8 protein-coding genes are annotated in these 10,802 nt (G+C 74.3%); 3 read left to right on the top strand and 5 right to left on the bottom strand.

What is annotated here, in order from left to right; genetic code table 11:
* Nucleotides 1-158 precede the first annotated feature (158 nt).
* Both ACZ6EM_RS31950 and ACZ6EM_RS31945 read right to left on the bottom strand, forming a co-directional pair.
* Nucleotides 159-350, bottom strand: a complete 192-nt coding sequence (locus ACZ6EM_RS31950) for a hypothetical protein (RefSeq protein WP_465773864.1) — start codon at nucleotides 348-350, stop codon at nucleotides 159-161.
* A gap of 165 nt (nucleotides 351-515) precedes the next feature.
* Nucleotides 516-1,556, bottom strand: coding sequence for a LacI family DNA-binding transcriptional regulator (locus ACZ6EM_RS31945; protein ID WP_401051557.1), 1,041 nt, complete (start codon nucleotides 1,554-1,556; stop codon nucleotides 516-518).
* 154 nt (nucleotides 1,557-1,710) lie between these two features.
* Between ACZ6EM_RS31945 and ACZ6EM_RS31940 the strand changes: the two genes are divergently transcribed.
* The 3 genes from ACZ6EM_RS31940 to ACZ6EM_RS31930 all read left to right on the top strand — a co-directional run bounded on the left by ACZ6EM_RS31940 (nucleotide 1,711) and on the right by ACZ6EM_RS31930 (nucleotide 6,311).
* Nucleotides 1,711-2,985, top strand: a complete 1,275-nt coding sequence (locus ACZ6EM_RS31940; RefSeq protein ID WP_465773863.1) for an MFS transporter — start codon at nucleotides 1,711-1,713, stop codon at nucleotides 2,983-2,985.
* Between the two features lie 44 nt (nucleotides 2,986-3,029).
* Nucleotides 3,030-3,737, top strand: coding sequence for an alpha/beta fold hydrolase (locus ACZ6EM_RS31935; RefSeq protein ID WP_401051562.1), 708 nt, complete (start codon nucleotides 3,030-3,032; stop codon nucleotides 3,735-3,737).
* Between the two features lie 81 nt (nucleotides 3,738-3,818).
* Nucleotides 3,819-6,311 carry a beta-glucosidase gene (locus ACZ6EM_RS31930; protein WP_401051564.1) on the top strand — a complete coding sequence of 831 codons (2,493 nt, stop codon included), beginning with the start codon at nucleotides 3,819-3,821 and terminating at the stop codon, nucleotides 6,309-6,311.
* A 369-nt stretch (nucleotides 6,312-6,680) separates the two neighbouring features.
* Here the strand turns inward: ACZ6EM_RS31930 and ACZ6EM_RS31925 are convergent, their stop codons facing one another.
* The 3 genes from ACZ6EM_RS31925 to ACZ6EM_RS31915 all read right to left on the bottom strand — a co-directional run bounded on the left by ACZ6EM_RS31925 (nucleotide 6,681) and on the right by ACZ6EM_RS31915 (nucleotide 10,568).
* The gene (locus ACZ6EM_RS31925; protein ID WP_465773866.1) at nucleotides 6,681-7,121 is read right to left on the bottom strand and encodes a helix-turn-helix domain-containing protein; all 441 of its coding nucleotides are present in this window, start codon (nucleotides 7,119-7,121) and stop codon (nucleotides 6,681-6,683) included.
* A gap of 213 nt (nucleotides 7,122-7,334) precedes the next feature.
* Nucleotides 7,335-8,384 carry a LacI family DNA-binding transcriptional regulator gene (locus tag ACZ6EM_RS31920; RefSeq protein ID WP_465773862.1) on the bottom strand — a complete coding sequence of 350 codons (1,050 nt, stop codon included), beginning with the start codon at nucleotides 8,382-8,384 and terminating at the stop codon, nucleotides 7,335-7,337.
* A 246-nt stretch (nucleotides 8,385-8,630) separates the two neighbouring features.
* On the bottom strand, nucleotides 8,631-10,568 hold the full coding sequence (locus ACZ6EM_RS31915) for a DUF8189 domain-containing protein (protein WP_465773861.1): 1,938 nt from the start codon (nucleotides 10,566-10,568) through the stop codon (nucleotides 8,631-8,633).
* Between the last annotated feature and the right edge of the window lie 234 nt (nucleotides 10,569-10,802).

Here is a 10,802-nt window from a genome sequence, read left to right as displayed (position 1 = left end):
CTTGGGAGGCACCCGACCCCCCCGGGGTAACCCCACCCCCCCCCCCGTTTTTTGGGGCGAGGGGAGGGCTTTTGTGGCTCGTGGGCCGGTGGTTCTCCCCCCCCCCCGGGCCCCGGTCGTGCGCCCGGCCGCGCGGCGCGGCCCGGCGCGGTGGAGGGTCAGTACTGCGTGGTGACCGTGACGCCGCTGAAGGCGGTGGCCCCGTACAGGCTGATGAACCGGTAGCCGGCCGTGGTGTTGGTGACGGTCAGGCCCTGGGCGGTGCCGCCGCCGGTCGAGGACGCGGTGGCGTTGGTGTTCGTGGCCCAGGTGGTGGAGTTGTAGAGGAGGTGGGCCGTTCCGGATGTCACCGGCGTGTCCCCGGTCACATCGGCGGGCCCTCGGCGGCGTCCCGTCGACCACCCGTCGACGGTCCGTCAACACTCGCGCCTGCCGGGCGCCTACGGCCCGCACGGGAGCCGCGGCGGCGAGCGCGGCCCCCGGGACCTCGACCCCCCGGCCCCCGGGTCCTGCGGTCATGAGGAGTCGCGGGCGACCAGGTCGACGGTCATCAGGTCCCGGCTGACCGGCGGCGCGTCCGGGTCGGCGACCACCCGGTCGACCAGCTCGGCCAGCTCCTCGCCGGAGGGCAGCCGCATCCGGACCGAGCTCAGCCGGGGCCGGAGCAGCCGGGCCAGCAGCAGGTCGTCCGCGCCGACCAGGGCCACCGCCCGGGGGACGTCCAGGCCCGCGTCCTGCAGCGCGCGCAGGGCGAGCATCGCGTACTCGTCGTTGTAGCCGAACAGGCCGTCCAGTCCCAGTTCGCGGCAGCGGACGGCGAGTTCGGCCGCGGACTCCTCGGTGTAGTCCAGCGGCAGCGGCTCGACCACGGCATCGGGACCGGCCGCGGCGACGGCGGCCCGGGCACCGGCCAGCCGGGGGGCACTGAACAGGGCGAGCGCCGGATCGGTCGGCAGGACGACACCGATCCGGCGGCGGCCGCGCTCCAGCAGGTGGGCGGCGGCGGCCGCGCCGACCTCGCGCTGGTCCATGACCAGCGCGTGCGCACCGGGCACCGGCGGGGCGCCGAGGGTGAGCACCGCCCGGGTGCCGGAACGCCGCAGGATCCGGACGCCGTCGGGGGTGAGTCCGGGGGTGAGGCAGACCACCGCGGTGGGCCGCAGTTCGGCCCAGGCACGGGCGGCGTCCTCGCCGCTGCCCGGGGTGGGGCCGAGCAGCACGCCGGTGTAGCCGTGGCGGTGCAGGGCCTCCTGCAGCTCGCGGTGGAAGCTGCTGAACAGGGGGCCGATCGGCGCGGCGGCACCGACGAGCAGCACCAGCCCGGTGCGGCCGGCCCGCAGCGAGCGGGCTCCGGCGTGCGGGACGTAGCCGAGCCTGTCGGCGGCGGCCCGGACCTTGGCCCGGGTCTGTTCGCTGACCCGGCCGCCGGCCGTGTTGTTGAGCACGAAGGACACCGTGGCACGGGAGACGCCGGCCAGCCGGGCGACGTCGGCACTGGTGGGCGGCTGGGCCCCGGAGGGCGGCGGGGTGCTGGGATCGATGCGGTCGCTGTTCATAACGGTTCGAATCCTTTCACGGCCGGCCCTGGCCGCGGGGCGGAATCTCCTGCTAAACAGCTGGTTACACGAGTAAGCGTTACACGTGTAACCTGGTTCCCGACCCGCCGCCCGGTCCCCACCCCGCCGCCGGGCACTCCCCTTGGAGGGCAACGTGGCCCTTTCCCCCGCCCACACCCCGCCGCAGGACGGCCCTAACGCCCGTACCGACGGCCCGGCCGACCGTACGGACGCCCCCGCGCCCGCCTCCCGCGGCCTGCTGCCCCTGCTCTTCGCCGGCAACACCGCGATGTACGCGCTCTACCTCGGCGTCGGCAGCGTGCTGCTGCCGCTGCACATCGAGCACCTCGACCCGGCCGCCAAGGTGGCCAACCTCGGCCTGGTCAGCGGCGTCGCCGCGGTCTTCGCCACCTTCTTCAACCCGTTCGCCGGCGCCCTGTCCGACCGCTCCGGCCGCCGCAACCCGTGGATCCTGGGCGGCGGCGTGGCCGCGGTGGCCGCCATGGCCCTGCTCGGCAGCGTGAACTCGGTGCTGCTGGTCTGCATCGCCTGGTGCCTCGGCCAGGCGGCGATGAACTTCTACCAGGCCTCCCTCACCTCCGTGGTGCCCGACCGCGTCCCGGCCGGTCGCCGGGGCACCGCCTCCGCCGCCGTCGGACTCGGCCTGCCGGTCGGCTCCACCCTCGGCGTCCTGCTGGCCTCCGCCTTCTCCGACCGCCTCCGGACCGGCTACCTGGTGCTCGGCCTGCTGGTCGCACTGGCCGCCGCGCTCTTCAGCGGCCTCGCCCGCGAGCGTCGGATGCCCGCCAAGCGGCCCGCACCGCTGCGCGAGCAGGCCGCCGCCTTCCTCGGGGTGCTGCGCGAGCCGGACTTCCGCTGGGCGTTCATCGGCCGGGCCCTACTGGTGCTGGGCTACTTCGCCGTCGTCGGCTACCAGCTCTACATCCTCCAGGACCACATCAACCTGCCCGGCGGCCTCACGCCGGAGCGCGCGATCGCGATCCTCACCCCCGTCTCCTCGGTCGCGATGGCCGTCTCCACCGTCGTCGGCGGCGTGCTCTCCGACCGGCTGGACCGCCGCAAGCTGTTCGTCTCGCTCTCGGCGGCCCTCTCCGGCCTGTCCCTGCTGATCCCGGTGCTCAGCCCCACCTGGCCCGCGATGATCGTCTTCTCCGCGGTCAACGGCCTCGCCTTCGGCTGCTTCATGGCCGTCGACACCGCCCTGGTCACCATGGTGCTGCCCCGGGCCGAGGACGCCGCCCGCGACATGGGCGTGCTCAACATCGCCAACGCCGGGCCGCAGATCATCGCGCCCTTCGTGGCCTCCGCCGTGGTCGGCCTCGGCGGCTACACCCCCCTGTTCCTGCTCGGTGCCGCCCTCGCGGCGGCCGGAGCCCTGGCGGTCCGCCCCATCCGCGGCGTCCGCTGACCCCTCCCGATTTCCTGACGCTCCACCAGAAAGGCTGTACAGCGATGAAGTTGAACACCCACGAATGGGGAACCGGCGACCGCGTCGCGCTGCTGGTGCACGGCATCATGTCCGACCACCGCACCTGGCGGCGGGTCGGCCCGGCCCTGGCCGAGCGCGGCTACCGGGTCATCGCCGTCGACCAGCGCGGCCACGGGCTGAGCCCGCGCGGCAACGGCGGCACCCCGCAGGAGCGCTACGCCCTGGACGCCTACGCCGAGGACCTGGTCGAGACCCTGCCCACCGGCGCCGCGCTCGCCGTCGGGCACTCGCTCGGCGGCATCACCCTGCTGCGCGCCGTCGAACGGCTGAAGCCCGCCCGCGCCGTCTACGTCGACCCGGCCTGGCAGTTCGCCCAGGCCGAAGGGGTGGACCCGGAGCTGTTCGTGGAGTTCCGGAACGCCGGACGCGAGCAGATCGCGGCCATGAACCCGCGGTGGGAGGAGGCCGACATCGACGTCGAGCTCGCCACCCTCGCCGCCTGGGACCCGGACTCCGCGCTCGCCATGCCCGGACAGGACGCCGGGCTGCCCGAGGCCCCCACCGTGCCCTCCCTGGTGGTGCGGGCCGACGACAGCTTCCTGCTCGGCGCCGCCGACACCGGACTGCTGCGCGAGCGCGGCTTCGAGGTGCGCACCGTGCCGGGCGCCGGACACACCGTCCACCGGGACGACCACGCCGGCTTCATGGCCGCGCTGGAAGGCTGGGTGTGACCGGTGCGCCACCGGGAGAACGCCCCCGAGCAGACCGCCGCGACCAGCGCGGAGACGACCGTGACCAGTGAGGAGACCACCATGGCCGCCGAACAGACCACCCTGACCGCCGACGCCCGGCGCGAGGCCGCCGTCGAGGCCGCCCTCGCCCGCCTGGACCTGCCCGCCAAGGTCGCCCTGCTCGCCGGGGCCGACATGTGGTCGCTGCCCGCCAACGCGGAGATCGGCCTCGGCCGGCTGGTGATGTCCGACGGCCCGGCCGGCGTCCGGGGCGAGCACTGGACCCCGGACGACCCGTCCGTCGCCCTGCCCTCACCGACCGCCCTCGCCGCCACCTGGGACCTCGACCTGGTCCGCCGGGCCGGCCGGCTGCTCGCCCAGGAGGCCCGGCGCAAGGGCGCCCACGTGGTGCTCGCGCCGACCGTCAACCTGCACCGCAGCCCGCGCGGCGGACGCCACTTCGAGTGCTACTCGGAGGACCCGCTGCTCACCGGCGAGATCGGGGCCGCCCTGGTCTCCGGCGTCCAGGACGGCGGAGTCGGCACCACGCCCAAGCACTTCGTCGCCAACGACTCGGAGACCGACCGGTACACCGTCGACGTCCGGGTGGACGAGCGCACCCTGCGCGAGCTCTACCTGGCGCCGTTCGAGGCGATCGTCAGGAAGGCCCACCCGTGGGGCCTGATGGCCGCCTACAACGCCGTCAACGGCCCGACCATGAGCGAGCACACCGAGCTCAACAACACGGTGCTGCGCGAGGAGTGGGGCTTCGACGGAGTCCTGGTCTCGGACTGGACCGGCGCCCGGGACACCGTCCGGGCCGCGCTCGGCGGCCTCGACGTGGCGATGCCCGGCCCGGCCACCGTCTACGGCGAGCACCTGGTGACGGCCGTCCGCGCGGGCCTGGTGCCCGAGACCGTGGTGGACGCGCTGGCCCGCCGCGTGCTGCGGCTGGCCGCCCGGGTCGGCCTGCTGGCCGGCGCCCCGGCCGCCGTCCCGGCCGGGGAACTGCCCGCGCCGGTCGACGGCGAGGCCCTGGTGCGCGAGCTCGCGGCGCGCTCCTTCGTCCTGCTGCGCAACGAAGGCGGCGTGCTGCCGCTGGACCCGGCACCGGCCACGGTGGCGCTGATCGGCGCGGCCGCGGCCGAGGCCCGGATCGGCGGCGGCGGCAGCGCCCAGGTCTTCCCGACCCGGGTGGTCACCCCGCTGGAGGGCCTGCGCGCCGCGCTCGGCGAGGGCGGCACGCTGGTCCACGAGACCGGCGCCGACCCGCGCACCTTCCTCCCGCCCGCGGCCTTCCCGTGCAGCGCCGAACTGCTCGGCCCGGAGGGCGAGTCGCTCGGAACGGCCGCGCTGGCCGACGGCAGCGTCCGCTGGCTGGGCGCGCTGCCCGGCGGCACCGCCTTCGCCGACCTCGCACGGGTCCGGCTGACCGGCGTCCTGGCCGCGGGCGCCGGCGGGCGGCACCGGCTGGCCGTCCGGGGCGTGGGCCGGTTCACCCTGGAGGCGGACGGCGAGGTGCTCTACGACGGGGCGCTGCTGCCCGAGGGCGAGGACCCGGCCGCGGCCTTCCTCAACCCTCCGGAGCACCGCGTCGAACTCGACCTCCCCGAGGGCCGGGAGACGGCCGTCACGCTGACCCACACCGTGCCGCGGACGGGCGACGTCACCGGTTTCGGCCTGGTCTCCTTCACGCTCGGGCACGGCGCGCCGACCGTCTCCCCGGACGAGTTGATCGACCGGGCCGTCGCGGCGGCCCGGACGGCCGAGGTCGCGGTGGTCGTGGTCGGCACCACCGAGGAGGTGGAGAGCGAGGGCGTGGACCGGGCGAGCCTGCGACTCCCGGGCCGCCAGGACGAGTTGGTCGCCCGGGTCGCCGCCGCCAACCCCCGTACGGTGGTGGTGGTCAACGCCGGCGCCCCGGTGCTGATGCCCTGGCGCGAGGAGGTGGCCGCCGTGCTGCTCGCCTGGTTCCCCGGCCAGCAGGCCGGCGAGGCGCTCGCCGACGTGCTGCTCGGCGCGGTCGAGCCGGGCGGACGCCTGCCCACCACCTGGCCCGCCGAGGAGGCCGACAGCCCCGTCCGGGAGGTCGTGCCCACCGACGGCCGACTCGACTACGCCGAGGGCCTGTTCATCGGCTACCGGGCCTGGCAGCGCCGCGCCGGCGCCGCACCCGCGTACTGGTTCGGGGCCGGCGGCGGCTACACCGACTGGTCCTACGAGGGCCTGGAGGCACGACTGGTCGACGGGGACGCCGAGGCGCTCGCCGAGGTGACCGTCCGGGTGCGCAACACCGGCGAGCGGGCCGGACGCGAGGTGGTGCAGCTCTACCTGGCCACCGACGGCTCCGACCGCACCCGCCCCGACCGCCAGTTGGCGGGCTTCGCGGTGGTCGAGGCCGCACCGGGCGCCGTCGTCACCGCGCGGATCACCGTCCCGCGCCGGGCCGTCGAGAGCTGGGACACCGCCACCCGCTCCTGGCGCGTCAACCCCGGCGTGCACACCGTCGAGGCCGGCCGCAGCGCCGGGGACCGGCCGCTCGCGGTGGCCCTGGTCGTTCCGTCGCGGGCCTGACCCGGGCCGACGGACTGGCCCCGGCGGCCCCGTCGCCGCCGGGGCCGGGCACGGTCGCCGCGAGCCGGGCACGGCCGTCGCGGGCCGGGCACCATCACGGCGGGCCACCGTCGCCGTGGTCCCGCCCAGGGCGGCCCGCTCACCCCGAGCGGACCGCCCCTCCTCCCGTTCGCCGCCGGCCCCCGCGTCGGCCCCGGGGCCCTACAGCTGGCTCAGGATCGTCGGGTCCGTGATCCTCGCGTCGTCGGCCAGCACGGCCCGGGCCGCCGGGTGGTGGCCGCCGGTCGGACGGCGGCGTGACGGGAGGCCGTCACGGTTCGCTCTGCGGGAGCCCGGGGACCCTCCTCCCACGCGGAACGAGCCGGGGATCTACCGGGTGCGCGGTTGGGCGCCGCGATCGGGTGAGCCCGGCCGGACCCCGCCCTGGTGCCGCGGCCGGGCGGGGCGGGGCTGCGGACAGCGCCGGCGGCGCCGACAGCACGGACCGCTCTCACCGACCGCCGTCAACGGCAGGACCATCACGACCACCGCGGACGGCTGCTCGCCCACCACGTCGGCGGCCGGCGCCCCGCGGTGGCTCCCGCCCGGCTGATCGATCCCGCTACCGGGAACGGCCCGCGCAGCACGGAGAAACCCCTCCAAGCGCGAAGCCCCCAGGCCGAGTGCCGCCGCGAGCTGCTGGACCGAACGGCGATGCGGTCGGCGCACCCGGCCCCGCTCGATGTCGCTGATCGTCCTCACACTGACCTGGGAACGCCGGGCGAGTTCCTCGTGCGTGAGCCCCGCCGCACGACGAAGCGCCCTCAGCATCCCCCCGAATGCCGTATTCCCTTGCTGCGCCTTCGACACGTCACCCCCTGACATCCACGCCCCCTCGTACTGAACGCGCGCTTCCACACCTGACGCGTGGGAGCGCTCCCACGCCGGGGAGCGTAGCAGTCCTCACCTGCCGGGTCGGTCGCGACACTCAGCGGGAGCCCGGCGAAGAACAACGGGATTTGATGGCCCTTCAGGCTGGTTCCGTCAGGCCGAGACCCGCACCGTCAGCTCGGCCGGAAGGGTCACCTGGCGACGCGGCCGACCGGGTTCGGCGATCTCTTCGAGCAACAGCTGAACCATCAACCTCCCCATCGCCTCGATGGGTTGGCGCACACTGGTGAGCGGCGGCTCGGTGCTCCGGGCGACCACGGAATCGTCGAAGCCGACGACCGCCACCTGTCCCGGCACGCGCCGCCCCGCCTCGCGCAGCGCCCGGATCGCGCCCACGGCCATCAGATCAGAGGCGCAGAACACGGCGTCGAGGGCTGGTGCTCCGGCCAGGAGTTCGCGCATCGCCGCGTAGCCGCCCGCCTCGGTGAAGTCCCCGTGGGCGACGAGTACTTCCTCCAGGGGGAGGCCGGCCTCCGTGAGCGCCTCCCGGTACCCCGCCAGGCGTGCTCCGGCCGCCTCCATGTCGAGCGGCCCCGTGATGGTGGCCACCCTGGTGCTGCCGCGCGCGACCAGGTGCCGGACGGCCGCCCGGGCCCCGCCCGCGTTGTCGGCGTGGACGTAGCTCAGCGGTTCCCGCTCGGAACGGCGACCGCCCAGCACGGTCGGCATCTCCAGCCATTCGAGCAGGTCGGGCAACGGGTCGTCCTGACGCACCGAGACCAGGAGCACGCCGTCGACCCGACGCGCGGTGAGGTAGCGCGTCAGACGCTCGCGCTCGTCCTCGTTGCGGACCAGGGCCAGCAGCAACTGCAGGTCGGTCGCGGCGAGTTCGTCGGAGATCCCGGTGATGACGTCCGAGAAGTACGGTTCCGACCTCAGCCGCTCCGCGCTTTCCGGGACGACCAGGGCGATGACATCGGTCCGCGAGGTCACCAGGGACCGTGCCGCCTGGTTGGGGACGTAGCCGAGCTCGGCGATGGCGCGCTCCACGGCCCCCCTCGCCTCGGTGCTCACCTTGGGCGAACCGTTGATGACCCGGGACACCGTCCCCCGGCTGACTCCGGCGCGAGCCGCCACGTCTTCCACCGTCGGTCGCGCGCCGGACCGGGCGGTTCCGGGACCCGGCCGTTCAGTTCGGGACATGATCACACTCCGGCGTGGCTCACCGGGCGATCGTCCGGAACGGGGCGACGGAAGTGATCCACGAGGTCGACTGTTCGGGAGACGTGCTCGCGCACGCTCGGGGGCGGCCATCGTACACGGCGTGAGAGCGCTCCCACCGGCTGCCGCCGGCCGTTCGCCCACCCCGCCACCCGGGACCCGGGACCCGCCGACCCGGCGCCCGCCGTCCGGTCGGGACTGCTCCCGACCGGACGGCGAGACCTGCGGTCAGAGCGGCAGGCCCTGCCAGCCGCCGAAACCGGTGGCCGAGGTGCCCGCACGGACGTAGACGCGGCCGTCCGTGCCGATGGCGAACACGTAGAGGACATCGCCGCTGCCGACGATCGCGGTCGGGTAGTCGAGGACGGTGCCGCCGAGGTCCTGCCAGGCGCCGTAGCCGGAGTTCGGGGCGGTCTGGGCGGTGGTGCTCACGCCGCCACCGCCGTTGCGCTCGAACAGGACGACCTGTCCGCGGAGAGTGGCCATCGCCGGCTCGCCCACGCCCGCGTGGCCGCCGAGGTTGACCGGGGACTGGCTCCACGAACTGCCGAGCTGGGTCTGGTAGCTGACCAGCATCGCGCCGGTGCCGGCCTCGCGGTAGGCGAGTTCGATCCGCCCGTCCTGGTCGAGCGCGGCCTTGGGCGGGCTCGCCGGGCGGGCGTTCGGGATCGCGACCGGGCCGTTGATGGCGTCGTTCGGGGCGGTCTGCCACCAGTTGAGGACCTCGGCGCGGGTGCTGGCGAAGACCTCGATCCTCCCGGCACCGTTGCGGATCGCGGTGACCGGGTCCTGGATGTCGGTGCCGCGCAGGTCCTCCCAGGTGGTCGTCCAGGCACCGTTCGGGGTGGTCTGCCGGATCGAGCTGAGGCCGCCGCCGCCGTTCTTGATGAAGAGTTCCAACCGGCCGTCCTGGGAGGAGACCACCGCGGGCACGCCGACCTGGTCCGCGTTGTTGAGCCCGGCGTTGGGGTTGCCGAGGTCGGCCCAGCTGTTCCGCCACACGCCGTTGGGCGTGGTCTGCGGCACGGAGACGATGTGATGGTCGGTCAGGCGGCGGGCGAAGACCTCCATCCGGCCGTCGGCGTTGGTGCCGACCACGATGCCCGGCGCCAGCCGCCCGCCCGGGTCGGCGAACCGTGCCGGGCCGCCCCAACTGCCGTCCGACTGGCGCCAGTAGGTGTAGAGGGAGCCCGCCCGGACGACGAAGACCTGCGGCCGGCCGTCCTGGTTCAGCCCGGCCCAGGAGGTGCCCCGCGACCAGCGGTAGTACATCCGGGAGAACCAGTCGGTCTCGTAGCTCCCCGAGTGGTCGTGGCTGGCGTACTCGGAGACGAACAAGCCCTTGGTGTCGACCGTCGCCGGGTCCAGGTTCACCGGGCAGTCGCTGATGTTGTAGTCCCGGTAGTTCACCTGGATCAGCGAGCCGCCGTACTGACTCGCCGCCACGCCTGCGAACTTCGCGGCGGAGATGTGGTCCGAGTGGTCGCCCTTGTAGCGGGTGTCCGGGAGTTCGTCCTGAGCCCGGAGCACGGTCGGCCGGTACGTCACCATGATCTGCCGCAGCACCTCGACGACGTCCGCCGCCGTGTAGGTCGACGGCCCGGACATCGGGCTGCCCTTCGGGACGACCGTGGTGTCAGTGCCGCCGTTCAGCACATCGGCGAGCCCGGCGTCGTGCAGGTTGAGGAAGATCAGGTGCACCGACCGGTCCCTGAGCATGTACCGCTCGACCTGCTTGCCCGCGACCGTCCACGCCTCGACGATCCAGTGCCCGATCTCGTCGGTCGCCGGGTCGGTGTCACCGACCCCGGCCATCCGGGAGTAGGCGTTGACGGCGCCCATCTGGCGGTTCCAGGTGCGCAGCGGATCGCCGGCGGGGTCCCCGCAGCCCGAACACGGGTCACCGGTGATGTTCCCCGCGGTGACGAACACCGTGACGGACGGCGTGCCGTTGGCGATCGCGTTGGACAGGTCCGGGTTCATGAACAGGATGTCGTCGTCCTCGTGGGCGACGACCTGCATGAACAGCGGCTCGGAGCCGGCGGTCAGAGCCGCGCCCGTACTCGTGGCCGCAGCGGCGCGGGTCGCGGTCCCCTTGGCCAGGACGGGTGCGGCGAGGGCGGTGACTGCGAGGGAGGCGAGGAGTCGCCGTCGTCCGATTGCCATGTGATTTCCCCTAATTCGAGGTCGGCAGGTAATCACGCCAGGAGGTAATTGGCGGATTGTCGAGCAGGAAATGCTCGAGACGGTATATCGCAAATCCGGCAGGTGGGCAACAGTCGACTGACGTACGATCAGGCCAAGCTGTCCGCTTCTCGCCCATCCGGTTCGGTCCCGGACGAATCCGCTCCTCCGTCGAACCGTGCGCCACCGGCGGATCATGCCTGGTGGCGCGGTTTC

The organism is Kitasatospora sp. NPDC041917 (assembly GCF_055589745.1).
The sequence above is the reverse complement of the archived record's forward strand: the minus strand, read 5'-3'. Positions and strand labels throughout refer to the sequence as shown.